We start from the raw sequence: 20,753 nt of genomic DNA on the forward strand, positions 1-20,753 counted from the left end.
GACGAGCTCGCGGGTGTAGCAGCGGACCCAGACGTCGTCGGCCTCCGTCAGGGTGGCGTACGCGTGCTGCGCGGCCGCCAGGGCGGCGTCGAGCTTGCCCAGCCGGCGCAGGTAGAGGCCCACCGCGGACTCGGTGCAGCCGTCGCCGAGGAGGTCGCCCGTGCCGCGGAAGAGATCGAGCGCGCGCCCGGCGTGGTCGAGAGCCTCGTCCAGGCGGCCCAGCTCGGACAGGACGGCGGCCGTGGTGTTCAGCAGCCAGGCGCGCGTGGTGTCGTCGACCTCGGCGTGGCGCTCGGTCTGGCGCTCGGCCGTGCGCTCGGCGGTGCGCTCGGTCGCGCGCTCGGTCAGGGGGAGCGTCGGCTCCAGGGTGCGCCAGGCGTCGTCGGGCCGCCCGAGCCGCATGAGGGCGTGGGCGATCCAGCGGCGGGAGCCCACCTGCTCCGGAATGCGGCCGAGCCGTTCCAGCGCGGCGAGCGCCAGGCGCTCGGCCTCCAGGACGGTCGGGACCTGCTTGCGCGCCCACAGGTACGGACGCAGGCAGCGCGCGATGCGCCAGGTGTGCTCGTGGTTGCCGGTGGCGGCGGCGCGCCGGACCATCGCGACGAGGACGGGCGCCTCTGTGTCGAGGAGGGCCGCCCCGGCGTCGTACCCGGACGGCGGGAGCGACCCGAGCACGCCGTCCGCCGGCGGGGCGAGCGTGTGCCGGTCCTCGGTGAGGGCGAGCGAATCCTCGGCCTGGTGGGCCATGCCGAGGTAGTGGTCGAGCATGCGGACGGTCGCGGCGGCGGACTGCTCGGGCGGGTCCTTGGCGACCAGCTCGGTCGCGTAGTCCATGAGCAGCTCGTGCATGGTGAACCGGCCCGGCGCGAGCTCGATCAGGAGGCTCGCCCGCTCCAGCTCGGCGACGGCGGCGCGGGCGCGGTCCCGGGGGAGCGCGCCGAGGCTCGCGACGCTCGGGATCGTGACATGGGGTCCCGGGAGCAGGCCGAGCAGGCGGAACACCGCGGCGGCGTCGGCGCCCAGCGCGCGGTAGGACCACGAGAAGACGGAGCGGGCCGCGTGGTCGCGGCCGGCGGACAGGGCGGCGATGCGGGACCGGTGCAGCTCGCGGACCAGGCCGGCGAGCGGCGCCCCGGGCCGCGCGGCCGCGCGCTCGGCGACGATCACGTGCGCCAGGGGGAGCCCGCCGCACAGCGCCAGCAGCTCGCGCACGGCCTCGGGCTCCGCCGCGAGGCGGGCGGCGCCCAGCCGGGCGGCCAGCACGTCCTCGGCCTCGGGCGACGGGAGGGTCCCGAGGGCGAGCCGCGCGGCGCCCTCGACGGCGACCAGGCCGCCGAGCCGGTTCCGGCTCGTGACGACCACCACGCAGCGCCGTCCGCCCGGCAGGAGGGGCCGCACCTGCTCGACGTCGCGGGCGTTGTCCAGCACCACCAGGACCCGGCGGTCCGCGAGCACCGAGCGGTACAGAGCGGCCTGGGCGTCGGCGTCGTCCGGGATCCGGGCGGGCGGGACGCCGAGCGCGTCGAGGAACTGGCGCACGGCGACCGCGGGGGCCACGGGCGTGTTCGTGGGGAAGTAGCCGCGCAGGTTCACGTAGAGGGTGCCGTCGGGGAAGTGGTCGGACGCGCGGTGGGCCCAGTGCAGCACCGTCGCCGTCTTGCCGACGCCGCCCGGTCCGTCGACGACGGCGATCCCGGGGGCGGTGTCGAGGAGGGCGTCCAGGGCGCCGAGGGCGGCGGCCCGGCCGCGGAAGGTGCGCTCCGGGGGCGGGAGCAGGGCCGGTGGGGCTGGTTGCGCCGGTGGTGCCGATCGTGCTGCCGGCGGGGGTGGCGCGGACTGCTCGGACTGCTCGGACTGCTCGGACTGCTCGGACTGCTCGGGTGGCTCGGGTGGCTCGGGGGCGAGGAGGCGGCGGTGGGCCGCCTGGGCCTCCGCGCCGGGCGGGGTGCCGAGCTCGTCGCGCAGGATCCGGTACAGGTCCTGGTAGGCGGCCAGGGCGTCGGCGCGCCGGCCGGTGCGGTCGAGCACGCCCATGAGCCGGACCCACAGGCTCTCGCGCAGCGGGTGGACGCCGACGAGCTCGCGCAGCGCGGCGGCCAGCTCGCCGAGGTCTGCATCGCCGAGGCCTGCGCCGCTGGGGTCTGGGGTGCCGAGGCCTGCGTCGCTGGGGTCTGGGGTGCCGAGGCCTGCGTCGCTGGGGTCTGGGGCGCCGAGGCCTGCGTCGCTGGGGTCTGGGGTGCCGGGGTCTGTGTCGGCGCGGTCTGTGTCGGCGCGGTCTGTGTCGCCGGGGACCGGTGTGCCGGGGTCCGGGGCGCCCGGGTGCGGGGTGCTGTGGCGCGGGGTGCCCGGGCGCGGGGCGTGGCCGGCCAGTGCGAGGTCGGCGCACCGTTCCACGGCGGCCAGCGCGGGCTGCACCAGCCGCGGGCGGTCGACCGTGACGAGCAGGTCGGAGTCGACGGTCTCGAAGGGGGAGCCCCGCCAGTGCGCGAGGGCCTGGCGCAGGAGCCAATACTCCTCGGCGGGGTCGGCCGCCGCGCGGCTCTCGGCCAGCGCCGACTCGAACCGGGACAGGTCGACGGCGTCCGGCGGGACGTCGAGCTGGTAGCCGCCGGGGGTGGTGCGGACGGCGTCGGGCCCGAGCGCCGTGCGGAGCCGGGTGACCAGCACCTGGATGGCCTTGCGGGTGTCGGCGGGGCGGTCCGGGCCCCACACGGCGGCGGCGATGCGCTCGGTCGGCACGGGCCGCCCGACGTCGAGCGCGAGCACCGCGAGGAGCGTGCGCAGGCGGGAGCTGAGGGCGACGGGCGTGTCGTCGACCGTCACGGCGAACGGGCCGAGCAGACGTACCTGCAGCCGGCCCGTGACAAGTGCCATGCCCGCTCCCTGGGTCGGCCGTCGTTGTGCCTGCCGTCGTTGTGCCTGCCGTGGTGCCTGCGCTGTGCCGTACCCGCTCAGTGTCGCGCCTGGTCGGAATTCTCGCCGCCGTTGGCCCGTTCGTGGGTCAGGGCGTCGCCAGCATCGCGAAGGTTGCCAACGTCATCCCGAGGAACAGGCCGACCACCCCCAGGAGGAGCAGGCTGATCATCGTCCAGGTGGCGATCATGACTCCACGGCCCCGGCGGACCTGGGGACCGTGGCCGATCGCCCCCTGGTCGTAGAAGTTCTGGTGCGGCGGCGCATAGAACACGTCGAGAGTCTGGCCGGGTGCGATGTCGATGTCGAGGGCGGCGTGGCCGTACTGGCGCAGCCACTGGGAGTGCACCTGGAGATGGTGCCGTCCCGACCGGATGGGGATCTTCCGGGTGCCGGTGACCGGCAACGGAGCGGGCCAGCCGTCGATGGTGAGCCGCGGCGGGACCATGTTCGTGGTCAGGAAGTTGCCCTGCACCGTGAACGACAGCACCGCGTCGGGGGCAGGCACGGGCGGTCGCGGCGTCGGCGGTTGGCTCACGGGGCGAGGCTAGCCGTGGCGGTCGGCGCCGGACAGGTGCCCGGCCACGATTTCACCCGTGATCAGGCCGGATGTGCCCGGGCCCGGCCGTCGTCGCCCCGGCCAGGTCGGCCCGGGCAAGGTGCGCTTCTACCCCGTCATCGGGCCCGGAATCACCATGAATACGGGCCCAATGACTGGGTAGAAGCGCACTTCCAGCCGGCAGCCGGCGGCCGGCATCCAGCACGCCCTACAACCAGTCGTGCTCCCGTGCGTAGCGGGCCGCCTCGTGCCGGGTCCGGGTCTGGGTCTTCTGCATCGCGTTCGAGAGGTAGTTGCGCACCGTGCCCTCCGCGAGGTGGAGCTGGGCCGCGATCTCGGCGACCGAGTAGCCCTTGCTCGTCACGCGCAGCACGTCGACCTCTCGCTCGGTGAGCGGGCAGTCGTCGATGACGGCGAGCGCCGAGACGTCCGGGTCGATCCAGCGCTTGCCCTCGTGCAGCGCCGCGATGACCTGCGTGATGTGCGCCGGCTCCGCGGACTTGCTGACGAAGCCCTGGACGCCGAGCCGCAGCGCCTTGCGCAGCACCCCCGGCCGGGCGTGGCGGGTGAGCATGAGGATCACCTGGTCCGGTCGCGCTTCGCGGATCTGCGCGACGGCGCCGAGCCCGTCGACCCCCGGCATCTCCAGGTCGATCACGAGCACGTCGGGCCGGTGCAGCAGCGTGGCCTCGACGGCGGTGGCGCCGTCCTCGGCCTCCGCCAGCACCTCGATGTCGCCCTCCAGGGGGAGCAGCGCGGCCAGGGCCTTACGCAGCAGCGCCTCGTCGTCGGCCAGTACCACCGTGGTCATCGGCTGCCCTCCAGTGCTGTCATTTCCGGCGCTGCTCTCGTCGTCGGCGCGGAGATCGCGCCGGCCGGCGCGGGAGTCGCGCCTGGCGGGAACGCCGCCGCCGTCCGGAACCGTCCGGCGCCCTGCTCCACCGTCAGCTCGCCGCCGTCCTCGGCCACGCGCTGCCGCAGGGCGGACAGCCCGCTGAGCGCGGGCGGCGGCCCGTCCCGCGCACCGTCGTTGACGATGTCGATGCCGGAGCCGGACAGCGTGATCCGCACCAGCGAGGCCTGCGCGTGCCGCAGGATGTTGGTGGTCGTCTCGCGCAGCACCTGGCCGAGCAGCTCGGCGGTCCGCGGGTCGGCCTCGGCGACGCGGTCGACGCGGACGTCGATGCCCGCGGCCTCGAACAGGTTCTTCGCGTTCTCCAGCTCGGCCGACAGGTTGAGCCGCCGCTGCCCGTGCGCCAGGTTCTTGGTCTGCGCGATCGTGTCGGCGACCAGGGCGTGGATCTCGCGCAGCTCCTCCTGCGCCCGGTCGGCGTCGCCGTGCACCAGCTTCTGGGCCAGCACGGTCTTGAGCTTCACCACGTGCAGGGTGTGGCCCTGGATGTCGTGCAGGTCGCTCGCGAACCGGATCCGCTCCTGGGCAACGGCGAGCTCCGCCTCACGGTCGCGCGTCTCCTTCATGAGGTCGAGGTACCGCTGGTTGCCGTACAGCAGGGCGGTGGCCACCAGGAAGACCCCCGTCGGCACGATCACGTAGGTCACCAGGTCGCGGACGACGTCGTCCGTGGTCACCAGCAGCCGGCTCGCTCCCGCGGCCGCGATGAAGGCAGCGAGCCCGAGCGTCGCCGCGACCCGGTGCCGCGGGAGCTGCGGCACCACGAGCGAGCCCACGACGCCGATGCCGTAGAACGCCGTGCTGCTCCCCGCGACGAGCGCGCCGAACAGCCACACCACGGCGCTCGCGGCCAGGCAGGGCAGGGCGACGCGGGCCAGGTCGTCCGCCGTCCACCGCTCCATGGCCACGACCGCGGCCACCACCCCCACGACCAGGGCCACCGTGCCCCACGGGTTCTTGTGGTCGAACGCCACGAGCAGCGCCCCCGCGAGGGCGACCGGCGGGACCTGCAGCACCAGGTTGAGGCGGCGCAGCCGCCCCTGGGAGGCCTCGTTGTGCTCGGACAGAGCGGTCCGTCCGGGCCTCAACGGTCGGTACCCGGCAGGTGGTGCACGCTCGCGGGCTTGGTCTCCATGGGAACTCCGGGTCGCGCGGGGGCGGGTGGGTCAGGTCGGGCCGGGAAGGGGTCGGGACCCAGTATTCGTGCCCGACGCCGACCTCACCAGTGACGCTGTGTCACGGCCGCCCCCGACGAATGTCACGACCGGCCGGTGACGTCGTCCCACTGTCGAGCGGGTGAAATCTCGGATGTGATCGAGCCACCCAGCCAGCCCCGACCCAGCCACCACAACACTGGAGGAGCACGTGCACAGCTCACGCGCCGCAGTCACGACCGTCTCAGCCCTCGCCGCCGTCGCCCTGACGGGGGCGGTCACCGTCCCTGTCGCCACGGCGACGGCGCAGAAGGCGTCGGACGAAGCCGCCGTCGCCACCGCCGACCGCCCCGTGACGCACGCGGAGAACGACCGCGTCCCCGAGGGCGCCGCCTGGACGCAGCACTACTTCCCGTCCTCGGACGGCTCCGACGTCGAGCTGCACGCCGACGTCCTGCTCCCGGAGGGGCTGGAGAAGGGCGAGCAGGTGCCGGTGATCCTGTCGGCCGGCTCGTACTTCGGGCACTCGGGCGAGATCTCCGAGGAGGGCCACGCGCACACCGGCCCGTCCGACCGGTTCGGCGACCTCGTCGAGGGCATCGACCTCTTCGACCGCGGCTACGCCCTGGTCCTGGTCGACACCCGCGGCTACGGCGGCTCGACCGGCTGCATCGACTTCGCGGGCCCCGGCGAGCAGGCCGACGTCGCCGCCGCGATCGACTGGGCCGCCGACCAGTCGTGGTCCACCGGGGCGGTGGGCATGTACGGCAAGTCGTACGACGCCGTCACCGGCCTGATCGGCAACAACCTGGACCAGGACGCGCTCAGGGCCGTCGTGGCCCAGGAGCCCATCTGGGACATGTACGACCGCGTCCGCAGCAACGGTGTGCCCCGCCAGGAGGGCATCATCGCCCCGAGCACGTACAACACGATCGCCCAGCTCCCGCAGCTGGCTGACGACGACGAGCGTTACGTGAAGAACTCGCGGTACGAGCTGGCGCACCCCGAGTGCCTCGCGGCCAACACGCTGAACAACCTGAAGGCCGACCCGGGCACGAGCTACTGGCAGGACCGGGACCTGGCGAGGCACGCGAAGGGGAGCGACACCCCGCTGTTCGTCACCCAGGGCTTCCTGGAGTGGAACACCCGGCCCGAGGGCATGGCCGAGTACCTCGCGAACCACGACGGCCCGCAGCGCGGCTGGCTCGGCCCGTGGGACCACGTGCGGGGCAACGACCGCACCGAGGACGGCACCCTCCAGATGGGGCGCGAGGGCTGGTTCGAGGAGATCGGCGCCTTCTACGACGAGCACCTCAAGGACACGGGGCCGACGACGGAGTACCCGGCGTTCTCGATCCAGGACAGCACCGGCGCCTGGCGCGCCGAGGACACCTGGCCGACTGCCGACCGGACCGCGCGGGTCGCGCTCGGCGGCGGCTCCTACGTGGACGACGGCGGCCCTGACGAGGAGCAGGACGGCGCCCGGTCGAGCTTCCTGAGGTGGTCCGAGCCCGTCGCGACGGACACCCGCGTCGTCGGCACGCCGAAGGTGGCGCTGGACGTGCGGGGCACCGGCAACGTGCTGGTCGAGCTGCACGACGTCGCCCCGGACGGGACGGCCGTGCCGTTCGTCGAGCAGGCCGCCGCCATCGACTCGGGCCGGGTGACCCTCGACCTGGAGTCGACCGACTGGACCCTGGCCGCCGGCCACCGGCTGGCCGTCGAGATCGGCTCGATCGGGTCCGGCACCTGGGTGGACACGCCGTCCGGCCAGACCATCCGCGTCCGCGACGCCCGCCTGGAGCTCGCCGTGGACGACCCGGCCGGCGACGTGCCGACCGAGGGCGGGCGCGCCGTCTGGCTGGACTCCTACCTCGCGGCGTACACCGCGGAGCTGACCCCGGGCGCGCCGTCCTTCACGGTGCCGGCGCCCGGCGGGCGCGGCTGACGGCGGCGCAGACGTCGGCCCCGTCGCGCCAGGCGGAGCGGCGGGGCCGGCTGGGGGTCGCTCAGTTGTCCCGGCGGCGCGTGTCCGTGCGACGCGGCCGCCGGGTCAGCAGCGCGTCGTGGCCGCGCGGCCGCCCCACCGGGTGGACGACGTCGAGCGCGCGCCGCAGCGCGGCCTGGGTGACGCCGGCCTTCTCGTTGTCGGCGTGCAGCGACTCCATCACCTGGTCGGCGGCCAGGCGCAGCGAGACGTCGGCCTTGCGCGCGACCTCGACCAGGATCTCCGTCGCCGCGACCTCGTCGACGCCCCGCACCGCGATGATGACGCCCTTGGCCTGCTCGATCGCCGCCTGGCTGACGAACGCGCGGTTCACCGCGCCGTCCGCCTCCCGGTCCAGCGCCTCCTTCTGCACGGGCGTGACGTCCACGACGTAGCCCACCAGCTCGGGCGAGTGGGTGCGGTCGCTCTGGCTGCCCTGGCCGGTCACCACCACCGACCGGGTGCGGCCGTTGCGGTCCACGATGCGGTGCGCGCACGCGAACGGGCGGCCGACCCGTAGGGCCTGGCTGGCGGCGCGGACCACGCGGGTCCGGTCGTCGGGGTGCTTGCGGGAGCGGAGGGCGTCGAGCCCCGGCTCGATCTCGTCCCGCTTCCAGCCGTGCATCGTGTAGACCTCGTCGGACCACCACCAGGTCCCGGAGGCGAGCTCGACGCGATAGGTACCCACCAGCAGATTGGTACCCAGGCCCATCGTGCGCATGAGGGCCGCCGGGGAGAATCCCGCGGCGGGTGCGGAGTGGTCGTTCTGGATGTCGCTCACAGCGGTCGAGCGCGGCTGTTCGATCAAGGACACAGGTGCCTCCCAGATCCGTCCGGATCGGGAGCCGCTTCATGACTCCGAGCACTTCACCCTACGCTGGTTCGGGCGATTCGGACAGTCCGGACGACAAAGGCGCTGGTGAAGACGGGTATTGGGCCGTTCTTTGCGAGTGTTTACCGAGTCCTTTTCCGGCGCATTCCCGACATCGGCCGGCCGCCGTCGGGCACCCGCCAGCCTCCACCCCGCCTCCACGGCGCCGACCTCGGGTTGCGAGTCGCTTTCACCCGCCTAGGTTGGAACGAGGTCATGAAGCGGCCGCGCGGTGGAGCACGGCGCCGTTGCCCTGCTCTCCGACCTCGTCCAGCGCGATCGGGCGAGGACGACGACAGGAGTCCCATCATGAGCCAGACGGCACATCCGTACAGCACAGGGACGGGTCCGCAGCAGAGCTGGTCATCCGGAACGGGAGCCGGAGCCGGAGCCGGAGCCGGAGACAGCTCCGGGGCGGGCTCGGGCATCAAGGACCGGGTCGCCGACGCGGCGTCACAGGTCGGGGACGCCGGCCGAGAGACCGCTCACGACGCCAAGGAGGCGGCGCGCGACGTGGCCCACGAGGCCTCCGAGCGTGCGCGGGGCCTGATCGGCCGCACGCGGATCGAGCTCGGCGAGCAGGTCGCGACCCAGCAGCAGCACCTGGCGAGCGGCCTGCGGTCGCTGGGTGACGAGCTCGGCCAGATGGCGGGCGGCACCCAGGACCCGGGCTATGCGAGCGAGCTCGTCCAGCGTGCGGGTGACGCCACCGGGCGCGTCGCGGACTGGTTCGACGAGCACGAGCCCGGCGCCGTCCTGCGCGAGGTCGAGGACTTCGCGCGGCGTCGGCCGGGCCTGTTCATCGCCGTCGCGGCGGGGGCCGGGCTCCTCGTGGGCCGCTTCGTCCGGGGCATGCGGGACGCGCCCGACGACGACGGCGGCCACCGTCCGGCCTCGGCTCCGCCGCCGGTCGCGCCCCCGGCCGCCGTACCGGCCGCCGCGCCGCCCGCCCCGGAGGTCTGGGGCGCGCCGACCGGCGGGGGTGAGCCCTATGTCGAGCGCACCTGATCCGTTCGCGGCGTCCAGCGTGGCACCGGACCCGACCGACGGCCGCAGCGGCTCCGCGGACCGGCACAGCGTGGGTCAGCTCGTCGGCGAGGTCACGCGTGACCTGTCGACGCTGATCCGGCAGGAGGTCGCGCTCGCGAAGGCGGAGGTGGCCGAGTCGGCCAAGCGCGCGGGGAAGGGCGCCGGCATGTTCGGCGGCGCCGGGGTGGCGGGCCACATGGTCCTGCTGTTCCTGTCCCTCGCGCTGTGGTGGGCGCTCGGCTCGCTGATCGGCGGCGGCTGGTCGGCCCTGGTCGTCGCGGCGGTGTGGGCGGTGATCGCCGCCGTGCTCGCTGCGCGCGGACGCGCCGAGCTGCGCTCCGTGGAGGGCCTGTCCAGGACGACCGAGTCGGTCAAGAAGATCCCTGACGCACTGCGTGGACACGAGGAGAGGAACTCATGAGCACCAACGATCCCGAGGAGATTCGCGCGGACATCGAGCGGACGCGCGACGAGCTGAGCCACGACGTCGACGCGCTCGGCGACAAGGTCAATCCGAGTCACGTCGCCCGGCGTCAGGCCGACCGCGTGCGTTCCGGCGTGTCCCACGTCAAGGACCGCGTGATGGGCCAGGCGCACGACGCGGCGGGCTCGGCGCAGGACGGCGCGCACGACCTGGCCGACCGCGGACGGGAGGCCGCGTCGTCGGTGGCCGGGTCGGTGGGCTCCGTACCGCGCACGGTCCGCGCGAAGACGCAGGGCAACCCGCTCGGGGTGGGCCTGGTCGCCTTCGGGCTGGGCCTGGTGGCCGCGTCGCTCATCCCGTCCAGCCGCGCCGAACGGCGCGCCGCGACGGCCGTCGAGGAGAAGGCGGCGCCGTTGGTCGAGGACATGAGGTCGACGGCGAAGGAGGTCGCGGACGACCTGCGCCGCCCGGTGCAGGAGAGCGCGGAGGCGGTCCGGGACGCCGCGAAGGACGCCGCGCGGTCCGTCGGTGAGCACAGCCGGGAGGCAGCGGCCGACGTCCGCTCGCGGGTGGCGGGCGACTGACCGGTCGGCCGACAGGAGCACAGGAGCACCGGGGGGCAGGCATGGCAGACATCGACGACTCGTCAGCGCGCGTGGAAGCACCGGCGCCGGACGACCGGCGCAAGCCGGACGCCCCGCCGGACCTGCACAGCGGCACGTGGAAGTACGTCGCCCGCAACACGCTGCGCCAGTTCACGCGCGACGAGTGCCTGGACCTGGCCGCGGCGCTGACGTACTACGCGGTGCTCGCCGCGGCGCCGGCGCTGCTCGCACTGGTCTCCGTCCTCGGGCTCGTGGGGGACGGCGGCCAGGCGGTCCAGCGTGTGCTCGACACGGTCGACGGCGTGGTGCCGCCGGACGTGCTGGCGATCGTCGAGCCGCTCGTCCAGAACGCCGCCGGGGGCGGGGGCCGTGCCGGGCTGGCCCTCGTCCTCGGTGTCGTGCTGGCCCTGTGGTCCGCGTCGGGGTACGTCGGCGCCTTCGGGCGGGCGATGAACCGGATCTACGGGATCGACGAGGGGCGCCCCGTGTGGAAGCTCCGCCCGGTGATGCTGCTGGTCACGCTCGTCGCCGTGGTCACGGCGGCCCTGATCGTCGGGGCGCTCGTGCTGAGCGGGTCCCTGGCCCGGGCGGTCGGAGACGCCGTGGGCCTGGGCTCGACGTCGGTCACGGTGTGGAACATCGCCAAGTGGCCGGTCGTGCTGGCACTGGTCATCGTGCTGGTCGCGATCCTGTACCACGTCACGCCGAACGTGCGGCAGCCGAAGATGCGCTGGATCAGCGTCGGGGCGTTCGTCGCGATCCTCTCGTGGGTGCTCGCCTCGGCCGCGTTCGGCTTCTACGTCGCGACCTTCTCCAGCTACGACGCCACCTACGGGTCGCTGGCCGGGATCATCGTGTTCCTGCTGTGGCTCTGGATCACCAACCTCGCGCTGCTGTTCGGCGCCGAGCTGGACGCCGAGCTCGAACGCGGGCGCGAGCTGCAGGGCGGCATCGCCGCCGAGGAGAACGTGCAGCTCCCGCCCAAGGACGCGCGCGCGAGCGAGAAGCGCGAGGCCAAGCACCTGCGCGAGGTCGAGCGGGGCCGCGAGATCCGGGTCGCGGCGGCGCGGGACGGTGCCGGCGAGGACGGCGACGCCGGGAAAGACTCCGCCGCTGTGCAGGCGGCCGCCGTGCAGAACGACGCCGTGCAGAACGACGCCGCGAGGGGCACCGACCGCTAACGCTCCCAGGCCGCCGTCCGGAACGCCCGCTCGCGCGCCCACGCGTGGTACCGGTCGAACAGGTCGATCTGACGGCGCGCCTGCGCGACGAGCTCGTCGAGCTGTGCGGCGTCCAGGCCGACGTCGGCGGCGTGCTCGCGCAGCGTCTGCCAGCCGCCGATCTTGCCCAGCACCGCCGACCGCATGAGCTCCGCCTCCAGCACCGGCGTCATCGGCGACCGGTCCGCGATCCGGCCGTTCAGCTTGAGCCGCCCGGCCTTCTCGCCCAGCCAGGCCGCTGCCTGGCGGTGCCGGCGACGCGGCACGCCGAGCGTGGCCAGGAGGTCGCGGTAGAGCTCCCGCTCGGCCCGGAGCTGCTCGGTCGCCTCGGCCAGCTCGGCGTAGAACGGCGTGTCCTCGGACGTTCGGGTCATCAGCTCCAGGCGTTCCAGGCCCGCCGTCGCACCGGTGAAGTGGTCCGAGAGGTAGAGGCCGAAGAGGTAGTGATCCATCGAGTCGGGGATGCGCGGCCCGGTCGATCTGCCCTCCGGCGACGCACCCGGAGGCCGCGGGCGTGCGGGACGCAGCGGCGCCGAGCCCATGCCCTGCCCCACGGCCAGGCCGTCCAGCAGGTCCTCGACCGCCTCGGCTGCCGTCCGGCGCGGCTCCCAGCCCAGCTCGGTCCGGATCCGCGCGGTGTCCAGCACCGGCGCCGAAAGCGCGAGGTCCAGCCAGCCCGGGTCCGCGCGCACGGTGTGCGCGCCGTAGGCCGCGGCCAGCGCGCCGCGGACGGCGGCGGACGGCACCTCGACCAGGCGCCCGTGGTCCACGGCCCGCGCGAGGTCCGCGCCGCCCAGCACGTCCCCGGCGGCGACGTTGAACGCGCCGGCGGCCCGCTCGACCACCACGCGTCGGTAGGCGTCGGCGACGTCGTCGGCGTGCACCGCCTGCATCCGCAGCCCGGCGGGCAGCGGCAGCACGGGCAGCCGGCCCCGGCCCAGCAGCCGCACCGGCACCAGCGGCCCGAGGAAGGAGCGGGCGATCGACGGGGCGGCGTCCGCCTGGAAGACCAGCGCGGGCCGCAGCCGGGCCACCACGACGTCGGGGTGCACCGTCTCGAACTCGTCCAGCACCCGCTCCTGGGCGGCCTTGTCCACGCCGTAGTGCGACGTCCGGACGCCCGCCGTCGGCCAGTCCTCCTGGCGCGGCGCGTCGTCGTCCGCGGGGGAGTACGCACCCACCGACGAGGCGACCACCAGGTGCGGGACCCCCGCCAGCGCCGCGGCCTCCGCCACCCGGCGGGTGCCCTCCACGTTGGTGCGGCGCAGCAGCTCGCGCTCACGGTTGGGCTGGATCAGCCAGGCCAGGTGCACGACGGCGTCCGCCCCGCCGAACTGGTCGGCGAGCCGCGCGACCACGGTCTCGTCCAGGTCCTCGGAGCCGACGTCGACCGCGGCCCACCCCGCGTGCCGGTACGGCTCCGCGGCCCGGTCCGGCAGCCGCCGGGCGATCCCCAGCAGCGAGGTGACCCGCGGCTCGGCGTGCAGGGCGCGTAGCAGCGCCGTCCCGACATTCCCCGTGGCTCCGACGACGACAACCCGCATGAGGACACCGTCGCACCAGGCCCGGGCACCCGCATCCCGCGATAACCTGCACCCGATGAACCGGTCCCGTGACCCCGCGAGGCCCGCGCCCTGGGCGCGGGCCCGGCTCGGCACCCGGGCCGTCGACTACGCCTGGGCCGCCGACCGGCAGCTGCGCTCCCTGCTGGGCCGCGCCGTCGTGCCCACCGGGACCGGCGACGCCGCCCCCGTCGTGCTGCTGCCCGGCATCTACGAGACGTGGGAGTTCCTCCGTCCTGTGGCGACCGCGCTCGCCCGTGCGGGGCACCCGGTGCACGCCGTCCCCGCGCTGCGGCACAACGCCCGGCCCGTCCCCGAGTCCGCCGACGTCGTCGTGGAGCACCTGGAGCGCGCCGACCTGTCCGGCGTCGTGCTCGTGGCGCACAGCAAGGGCGGCCTGATCGGCAAGCGCGTCCTGCTCTCGCCGGCGAGCGACCGCGTGCTCGGCATGGTCGCGGTCGCCACGCCCTTCTCCGGCTCCAGCTGGGCGCGGTACATGCTCTCGCGCCCCCTGCGGTCGTTCGACCCGCGCGACCCGGTGCTGCTGGCGCTCGCGGGCGAGCTCCTGGTCAACGAGCGCATCACCGCCGTCTACCCGCGGTTCGACCCGCACATCCCCGAGACCGGGCGGCTGCCCGGCGCGCGGAACGTCGAGCTGCCGCTGGCGGGCCACTTCCGGCCGCTCGGGCAGCGCCTGCTGGTGGAGACCGTGGCGCGCGAGGTGGCGCGGGTGGAGGCGGAGCGCGCGCTCCCGTGAGCTACCGGCACGGCCTCCGGGCGTGGTCCACTGGGATGTGCTCACCGTCCGCCACACCTCGCAGCGGCGGCTCGACGTCGGACTGACGCTCGGACCGCTCGCGCACGGCCCGGGCGACCCCACGTTCCACCGGGCTGCCGACGGCTCCGTCTGGCGCACGTCGCTGCTCCGGACCGGGCCGGTGACGCAGCAGTTCGTCCCGGCCGGGCCGCACGAGGTGGTGGTGCGCCTGTGGGGTGACGGCGCCCGTGAGGCCGCCGAGGCGCTGCCGGTGCTGCTGGGCGAGGACGACGACGCGACGGGCTTCGTGCCGCCGCCGCAGGTCCGCGACGCCCACCGCCGGGCGGCCGGCCTGCGGATGCCGCGCAGCGGGCGGGTGCTGGAGTCCCTGGTGCCCGCCGTGCTGGAGCAGCGCGTGCAGACCGTCACCGCGCACCGGGCCTGGCGCTGGCTGGTCACGCGGTACGGCACCCCGGCCCCCGGGCCGACGCCGGACGAGCTGGGCGGCGGGCAGCGGGGCGCGCTGGGCGCTGGGCAGCGGGGCGGGCTTGGCGGGCTTGGCGGGCTGGGCGCTGGGCAGCGCGGCGGGCTGGGCGGCGGGCAGCGAGGTGGACTGCGCGGCGGGCTGCGCGTGGTGCCCGACGCGCAGGCCTGGGCGCGGATCCCGGTGTGGGACTGGCACCGGGCCGGCGTCGACCCCGGACGCGCGCGGACCGTCGCGCGGTGCGCCCTCGTCGCCCCGCGGCTGGAGGAGGCGGCCGCGATGGCGCCGGCGGAGGCCCGGGCACGGCTGGAGAAGGTGCAGGGCGTGGGCGTGTGGACGTCGGCGGAGGTGGCGCAGCGCGCGTTCGGCGACGCCGACGCCGTCTCGGTCGGCGACTTCCACCTGCCCGCCGCCGTCGGCTGGGCGCTGGCCGGCGAGCGGACCGACGACGCCGGGATGCTGCGGCTGCTGGCGCCCTACGCGCCGCACCGGCACCGGGTGGTCCGCCTGCTGTCGTTGTCCGGGCACCCGCGCGCGCCGCGGCGCGGGCCCAAGACGCCGATCGTGGACTACCGGGCGTTCTAGGTCGTTCCGGGGTCGGACGAGGTCAGGCCGCGCAGCGGCCCGACGACACCGGGGTGTCCAGGTCGGTGGCCTGCGCCGCGACGGGCCGCAGCTCGGCGTCCGTCATGGCGAAGCCGACCTCGACGTCGGCCTCGGCGCGCGCGAAGACGACGCCCGCGACGCGCCCGTCCGTGGTCAGCAGGGGCCCGCCCGAGTTGCCGGGGCGCACCTCGGCGGCCAGGGAGTAGACCTCGCGGGGGCTGGCGCCCTCGTCGTAGACGTCCGGGACGGGGGCGGTGCTGACGCTCAGCACGCCCGCGCCGCGGGAGGTGAACGGGCCGCCCCAGGGGTAGCCCTGGACGGCGCCGCGGTCACCGACCGAGAGGGTCCGCGCGATCTCCAGCGGCTCGGCCGACAGGTCCTCGACGGCGACGACGGCGAGGTCGTCCACGGGGTCGTAGTACACGACGCGCCCCTCGCGGGCCGGGCGGTCGGGCAGCTCGACGACGGGCCGGTCCACGCCCGCCACGACGTGCGCGTTGGTGACCAGCCGGTCCGGGGCCACGACGAACCCCGACCCGGTCGAGCTCTTGCCGCACGCGTAGGCGATGCCGGAGATGCGGGCCACCGACTGCGCGGCGGCCTCGAGCTGCGGGTTGTCGAGGTCGACGACGGGCGTGACCGGGTCCTGCCGGGGGACCATCAGGATGTTCAGCCGCGGCAGGCCGTCGTCGAGCACCATCGCGCGCATCTGGGCCAGGGGACGGCCCACCGCGGCGGGCGTCAGGTCGTCGATGGTGCGCAGCACCGCCGACGAGGACACGGCCGACGAGACGCCCGGCGTGCCCGTGGCCGAGACCGCGTTGCCCACGAACGACAGCGCCAGCGCGACCACGATCACGTTCGCCGCGCCGCCCAGCAGCCGCTCCAGCGGGCGCAGCGCGGTGCGGTCCACGCCGCGGCGCAGGTCACGGCCCAGCCCGGCGCCGAGAGAGGCCCCGAACACGGGCAGCAGCACCGCGAGGGCGATGGAGACCGGGCCGCGCCACTCGGAGGACGGCAGCACGTCGTTGACCGCGGGGACCGCCCAGAAGGCCGCCAGCCCGCCCAGGATCAGGCCGACGAGGCCACCGAGCGTGGCCAGCAGGCCGCGGCTCAGCCCGGCGCCGAGGGCGATGAGCAGCACCACGAGGAGCACGAGGTCGACGAGCGTCACGGGTAGACGGTAAGCGCTGCGCCCGTGCGCCGGGCGCCGCCACGCACCTCCGTCACCCGATCCTCAGATGTGTGGGCAGAACATTCACAGCGCGGGCCCGCTGCCGGGGGCGCCGTCCTGCCCTGCGCTGTGGGGAACGGGCAGCAGGATGGGGAAAACCCGTAACTGTGCGACCACTCGTTGTGCGGCTCGGACGGCCGAATGTACGGTCCCTCAGCAACAGCTCTGAGCGCGAAGGCACTGCGATGACCGCCGGGCAGTCCCGCCCGGCGGGATGGCTCACGTCGAGGGAGCACCCCGATGCGTCGTGCACACAGATCCAGCAGGTCCAGCAGGTCCAGCAGATTCAGCAGGTCCGGCACCCCCGGAACCACCGCACCCCGAACTCTCGTCACGGCGTTCGCCGCCGTGACGCTCGTCCTGTCCGCCTCGCTCGTCGCCTCGGCAGCGCCGCCGCAGGTGCCGGACGCCGGGGCAGCGCAGGGCACGGCAGCGCAGGGCACAGCTGCGCAGGACGCGGCTGCCCAGGCAGGAACCGCCCAGGCAGGAACCGCCCAGGCAGGAACCGCGCAGGCGGAGGTCGCCGCCGCCCTGACCTGGTCCGACGAGTTCGACGGCGCGGCGGGCAGCGCCCCCAACGCCGCGAACTGGAACCACGAGACCGGCGCGGGCGGCTGGGGCAACAACGAGCTGCAGAACTACGTCAACTCCCGTCAGAACTCCGCCCTGGACGGCAACGGCAACCTGGTGATCACGGCCCGGCAGTCGGGCAGCGGCTACACCTCCGCCCGACTGACGACCAAGGGCAAGGTGCAGCCGCAGTACGGCCGCCTGGAGGCGCGCATCAAGATCCCGCGCGGCCAGGGCATCTGGCCGGCGTTCTGGATGCTCGGCGGACAGTTCCCCGGCACGCCGTGGCCCAGCTCCGGCGAGATCGACATCATGGAGAACATCGGCCGCGAGCCGCACCTGGTGCACGGCACGCTGCACGGCCCCGGCTACTCGGGCGGCAACCCGATCACGGGGCAGTACCAGCACCCGCAGGGCTGGTCGTTCGCCGACGACTTCCACACCTTCGCGATCGACTGGAGCCCCAACTCGATCACCTGGCTCGTGGACGGCAACGCCTACCAGACGTTCACGCCCGCCAACACCGGCGGCAACCCGTGGGTGTTCAACCAGCCGTTCTTCTTCATCCTGAACGTCGCCGTCGGCGGCAACTGGCCCGGCTACCCCGACGGGACCACGCAGTTCCCGCAGCAGATGGTCGTCGACTACGTCCGGGTCTACGACTCCCAGGGCGGCGGGGGCGGCCGCACCGGCACGGTCCGCGCGAGCAACGGGATCTGCCTCGACGTCGCCGGGGCCAACCCGGCCAACGGGACGCCCATCCAGCTCGCGAACTGCAACGGCAACGCCGCCCAGCAGTGGACCGTCGGCACGGACGGCACGGTCCGCGCGCTCGGCAAGTGCCTCGACGTCGCCGGTGGAGCGACGGCGCCGGGCACCGCCGTCCAGCTCTGGGACTGCAACGGCACCGGTGCGCAGCAGTGGGCCTCGACCAGCGGCACCCTCGCGCTGCGCAACCCGCAGTCCGGCCGCTGCCTGCAGCCGGTCGGCCGCGTGCAGACCGACGGCACCCGCACCCAGATCGCCGACTGCGACGGGAGCACGGTCCAACGCTGGACCCTGCCCTGACACGAACGCGCCGCTCCGCACCGCTGACCCGCTGGCCCGGCGGGCCGCTGACCCGCCCACCCGCAAGGTGCGCTTCTACCCCGTCATTGGGCCCGAACAAGGCGTGATTCCGGGCCCAATGACGGGGTAGAAGCGCACTTTGGGCGCGGCCAGCGACGGCCCGACGACGCATCGGCGCGCCCGGCGGACCTGCGGCCCGACGACGCATCTGCCCGGCTGCCCGGCGGCGCCGCGGCTGTATTACTCGCGCGGTCGCGCGGTCGTGCGGTCGTGCGGTCGTGCGGTCGTGCGGTCAGGCGGTCGGGCGGTCAGGCTGTCGGACAGTCGGACAGTCGGGCGGTCAGGCCCAGAGGTGCGTCGCCAGGACGACGACGAGGCCGCCCAGGCCGATCGCGACCACGACGGCGCCGGCCACCGCGAGCAGTCCCGCGCCCGGCGAGTCGTGTCCCGGGCCCCGCGGCGGCACCGGCACCCGGCGGCCGTGCCGCCGTCGGGATGCGATCAGGAGGTACCCGGCCAGCATCAGCCCGACCAGGCCGGGCAGCAGCCAGACCGCGCTGCCGAACAGCGCGGGCAGCAGCCGGGCGCCGACCAGCGAGACGGCGGCGACCGAGAGCGCCGTCCGACGCCAGGCCAGCTCCGTGCGCTCCGGCTGCAGCCCGGAAACGGGCGGCTGTCCTGCTCCCGGGGGAGATCCTGCTCCCGGAGGCGACCCTGCTCCCGGAGGCGACCCTGCTCCCGGAGGCGACCCTGCTCCCGGGGGAGACCCCGCCCCCGGAGGCGACCCTGCGCCTGGGGGAGATCCTGCTCCAGGAGGCGACCCTGCTCCCGGGGGAGATCCCGTTCCCGAAGGCGATCCCGCACCCGGGGGTGACCCCGCCGCGGTCATCGCAGCAGCACGCCCAGCAGCACCAGCACGCCGACCACCGCGACGACGATCGCGAGCACCACGCCCACGATCGACGACGGCAGCACCGACCCGTTGCGCAGCGCCCGCTCGACCCGCATCCACCCGGCCCAGGCGATCAGCGGCAGCGCCGTGCCCGCGACGATGAGCACGAGCGACGCCGCGAGCCGCAGGCCTGGCTGCAGGTCGAGCCCGAGGGTCTCCAGGGCCACGCCGCCGGCCACCAGGGCGAGGGCGGTCCGGATCCAGGCGAGGAAGGTCCGCTCGTTGGCGAGGGTGAAGCGCGCGTCGGGCTCCGAGCCGACGCCGAACACCGACGCCGGGAACCGCTGCGCGTCCGGCCGGCTCATCAACCACTCCCTGTGTCGTGGGGTCTGCCACGAAGCCTGCCACGTCTTGCCCGCACCAGCGGGATCACCATGGAGGCCGCCACGGCCAGCAGCACCAGACCGAGCAGGGCCCACGGCACGGCCCAGCCGCTCGCGGTGTCGTGCGCGGAGGTGATGCCGCCCCCGCCGATGCCGACCACGAGGCCGTCCACCCGCACTGTCGCCTCTGCCCGGACGAGCGGCCGGACGCCGCGGACCTCGACCACGCGCTCCACCGTGGAGCCGGGGAGGATCTCGGTCAGCTCGCCCGACGCCGTCCCCGACGCCGACGCCGACCCCGACCCCGTCGCCGACGCCGACTCCGACGCCGTCCCCGACGCCGTCCCCGACGCCGTCCCCGACGCCGTCGCCGGGCCGCCCGCCCAGGCCGTGCCTGCCGGACCCGCCACGGTGACCGACTCCGTGGGCACCAGGCGGGCGGTGCCCGTGTTGGTGAGGCGGTAGCGGACCGTCGAGGTGACGGTCCCGAACGGGTTGGCGGACACGTCGGTCGTGATGCTCAGGTCGCTGATCCCGAGTCCCGGCGCGAGGTCGCCCGCCACCCGCGCGTGCACGCGTAGCGCCAGACGCCGGTCCACGGTCAGCGCCGAGTCGCCGACCTGTTGCGTCAGCGCGGTGACGACGCCGCCCGAGTGGTCGCCGGGCGCGGCGTCGTCGGGCACGCGGAGCGTGAACGAGACCTCCGCGGACTCGCCCGGATCGAGGTCCAGCGTGCCCCGGCGGAAGGTGATCCAGGTGCCGAGCCCGGTCGCGGGCTCCTCGGCGGTCAGCAGGTCGATGTGGCCGCTCGGGGTCGTGAAGGCGTCGGTGCCGTACACGGTGAGCTGCAGGGGAGCGGTTGACCGGTTGGTCACCACCAGGGCGTCGCGGAGCGTGTCCCCGGGCTCGACGGCGTAGCCGTAGTTGGCGCGTCCGGTGCCCTGCCGGTTGTCGGCGGGGGTGACTGACCAGGAGATGCCGTCGACGTCGGTCGTGGCATTGGCCGCGACAGGGCTCTCCGCGACTGGGCTTCCGGCAGCAGCGCTTCCGGCGGCAGGGCTGCCTGCGACGGCGCTGCCCGCGACGGTCCCCGCGGCGGTCCCCGCGACAGGGCTTCCCGCGACCGGCCTTCCGGCAGCAGCGCTGCCGGCGACGGGGCTGCCGGCGACGGTGCCCGCGGCAGGGCTGCCCGCAGCTGTCACGGCCGGCAGGGCCGAGACGGTCGGCCCGACGTGCGCCTCCGCCGGGCCGGCGAGCAGAACGGTCCCGAACAGGGCGGTCGCGACGGGGACGGTCCCGAGCAGGGCAGTCGCGAGCGGTTTGATCCCGCGCAGAACGGCCCGGAGCGGGACGGTCAGCAGAGTGGTGAGCACGCTAAGCACGAGTGCGCGGCGGGAGGCGACCCGCACCGGTGCCGCGGGGCGCCCGGGGGGGAGTCGGGGAAGCGGGACTGTGGGAGGGGGGAGGGGGAAAACGGGAACGTTGGCCCCACGCGGTGGGCGTGGGGACGCTCTCATAGGTG

At 74.9% G+C, this 20,753-nt stretch carries 17 protein-coding genes and 1 pseudogene; 8 read left to right on the forward strand and 10 right to left on the reverse strand.

The features are described 5' to 3' along the window. Positions 1 to 60: 60 nt before the first annotated feature. From ACFV9Q_RS03880 to ACFV9Q_RS03895, 4 genes and pseudogenes are all read right to left on the reverse strand, one after another. Positions 61 to 2,874: pseudogene (locus ACFV9Q_RS03880) on the reverse strand (BTAD domain-containing putative transcriptional regulator); the annotation flags it as partial. Between the two features lie 127 nt (positions 2,875 to 3,001). Beyond that, entirely contained in the window at positions 3,002 to 3,451 is a 450-nt protein-coding gene (locus ACFV9Q_RS03885) for a hypothetical protein (protein WP_377233242.1), read from the reverse strand. A 229-nt stretch (positions 3,452 to 3,680) separates the two neighbouring features. Next, positions 3,681 to 4,283: a response regulator gene (locus tag ACFV9Q_RS03890; RefSeq protein WP_377228254.1), complete on the reverse strand. Its 603-nt coding sequence runs from the start codon at positions 4,281 to 4,283 to the stop codon at positions 3,681 to 3,683. After that, positions 4,280 to 5,473, reverse strand: coding sequence for a sensor histidine kinase (locus tag ACFV9Q_RS03895; RefSeq protein WP_377233243.1), 1,194 nt, complete (start codon positions 5,471 to 5,473; stop codon positions 4,280 to 4,282). The genes ACFV9Q_RS03890 and ACFV9Q_RS03895 overlap by 4 nt, the downstream gene beginning before the upstream one ends. Before the next feature lie 277 nt (positions 5,474 to 5,750). Here ACFV9Q_RS03895 and ACFV9Q_RS03900 point away from each other — a divergent pair, with 277 nt between their 5' ends. Then, a complete protein-coding gene (locus tag ACFV9Q_RS03900; RefSeq protein ID WP_377233244.1) occupies positions 5,751 to 7,487 on the forward strand; it encodes a CocE/NonD family hydrolase in 1,737 nt (578 codons plus the stop codon). 61 nt (positions 7,488 to 7,548) lie between these two features. On the opposite strand, the gene ACFV9Q_RS03905 is transcribed toward ACFV9Q_RS03900, so the two are convergent. Then, complete coding sequence (locus ACFV9Q_RS03905) at positions 7,549 to 8,340, reverse strand: PAS and ANTAR domain-containing protein (protein WP_377228257.1); 792 nt, start codon at positions 8,338 to 8,340, stop codon at positions 7,549 to 7,551. Between the two features lie 366 nt (positions 8,341 to 8,706). Between ACFV9Q_RS03905 and ACFV9Q_RS03910 the strand changes: the two genes are divergently transcribed. Genes ACFV9Q_RS03910 through ACFV9Q_RS03925 form a run of 4 tightly spaced genes read left to right on the forward strand, consistent with a single transcriptional unit; the run spans position 8,707 to position 11,636 of the window. Next, the gene (locus ACFV9Q_RS03910) at positions 8,707 to 9,405 is read left to right on the forward strand and encodes a hypothetical protein (RefSeq protein ID WP_377233245.1); all 699 of its coding nucleotides are present in this window, start codon (positions 8,707 to 8,709) and stop codon (positions 9,403 to 9,405) included. Continuing rightward, positions 9,389 to 9,847, forward strand: a complete 459-nt coding sequence (locus tag ACFV9Q_RS03915) for a phage holin family protein (protein ID WP_377228259.1) — start codon at positions 9,389 to 9,391, stop codon at positions 9,845 to 9,847. Before ACFV9Q_RS03910 ends, ACFV9Q_RS03915 begins: the two co-directional genes overlap by 17 nt. Beyond that, entirely contained in the window at positions 9,844 to 10,434 is a 591-nt protein-coding gene (locus tag ACFV9Q_RS03920; RefSeq protein ID WP_377233246.1) for a DUF3618 domain-containing protein, read from the forward strand. Before ACFV9Q_RS03915 ends, ACFV9Q_RS03920 begins: the two co-directional genes overlap by 4 nt. A gap of 41 nt (positions 10,435 to 10,475) precedes the next feature. Then, on the forward strand, positions 10,476 to 11,636 hold the full coding sequence (locus ACFV9Q_RS03925) for a YihY/virulence factor BrkB family protein (RefSeq protein ID WP_377233247.1): 1,161 nt from the start codon (positions 10,476 to 10,478) through the stop codon (positions 11,634 to 11,636). Here the strand turns inward: ACFV9Q_RS03925 and ACFV9Q_RS03930 are convergent. Further along, a complete protein-coding gene (locus ACFV9Q_RS03930; protein WP_377233248.1) occupies positions 11,633 to 13,219 on the reverse strand; it encodes an NAD-dependent epimerase/dehydratase family protein in 1,587 nt (528 codons plus the stop codon). The genes ACFV9Q_RS03925 and ACFV9Q_RS03930 overlap by 4 nt on opposite strands. A 55-nt stretch (positions 13,220 to 13,274) precedes the next feature. Here ACFV9Q_RS03930 and ACFV9Q_RS03935 point away from each other — a divergent pair, with 55 nt between their 5' ends. Then, complete coding sequence (locus ACFV9Q_RS03935) at positions 13,275 to 13,994, forward strand: esterase/lipase family protein (protein ID WP_377233249.1); 720 nt, start codon at positions 13,275 to 13,277, stop codon at positions 13,992 to 13,994. Between the two features lie 22 nt (positions 13,995 to 14,016). Then, positions 14,017 to 15,063 (forward strand): DNA-3-methyladenine glycosylase family protein, encoded by a 1,047-nt coding sequence (locus ACFV9Q_RS03940; RefSeq protein ID WP_377233250.1) that lies wholly within the window; start codon positions 14,017 to 14,019, stop codon positions 15,061 to 15,063. Between the two features lie 22 nt (positions 15,064 to 15,085). Here ACFV9Q_RS03940 and ACFV9Q_RS03945 read toward each other — a convergent pair whose 3' ends face one another. Next, entirely contained in the window at positions 15,086 to 16,258 is a 1,173-nt protein-coding gene (locus tag ACFV9Q_RS03945) for a MarP family serine protease (protein ID WP_377233251.1), read from the reverse strand. Positions 16,259 to 16,558: 300 nt separating this feature from the next. Here ACFV9Q_RS03945 and ACFV9Q_RS03950 point away from each other — a divergent pair, with 300 nt between their 5' ends. After that, positions 16,559 to 17,956 (forward strand): family 16 glycosylhydrolase, encoded by a 1,398-nt coding sequence (locus ACFV9Q_RS03950; protein WP_377233252.1) that lies wholly within the window; start codon positions 16,559 to 16,561, stop codon positions 17,954 to 17,956. Between the two features lie 340 nt (positions 17,957 to 18,296). Here ACFV9Q_RS03950 and ACFV9Q_RS03955 read toward each other — a convergent pair whose 3' ends face one another. From ACFV9Q_RS03955 to ACFV9Q_RS03965, 3 genes are read right to left on the reverse strand one after another with little or no spacing between them, the layout of a single operon-like run. Beyond that, a complete protein-coding gene (locus ACFV9Q_RS03955) occupies positions 18,297 to 18,845 on the reverse strand; it encodes a DUF202 domain-containing protein (protein WP_377233253.1) in 549 nt (182 codons plus the stop codon). Beyond that, complete coding sequence (locus ACFV9Q_RS03960) at positions 18,842 to 19,213, reverse strand: YidH family protein (RefSeq protein ID WP_377233254.1); 372 nt, start codon at positions 19,211 to 19,213, stop codon at positions 18,842 to 18,844. The genes ACFV9Q_RS03955 and ACFV9Q_RS03960 overlap by 4 nt, the downstream gene beginning before the upstream one ends. Beyond that, positions 19,213 to 20,604: a WxL protein peptidoglycan domain-containing protein gene (locus ACFV9Q_RS03965; RefSeq protein WP_377233255.1), complete on the reverse strand. Its 1,392-nt coding sequence runs from the start codon at positions 20,602 to 20,604 to the stop codon at positions 19,213 to 19,215. Before ACFV9Q_RS03965 ends, ACFV9Q_RS03960 begins: the two co-directional genes overlap by 1 nt. Positions 20,605 to 20,753 lie beyond the last annotated feature (149 nt).

Origin of the sequence: Promicromonospora sp. NPDC059942 (genome assembly GCF_042731755.1) — a bacterium.
Classification (GTDB): Bacteria; Actinomycetota; Actinomycetes; order Actinomycetales; family Cellulomonadaceae; genus Promicromonospora.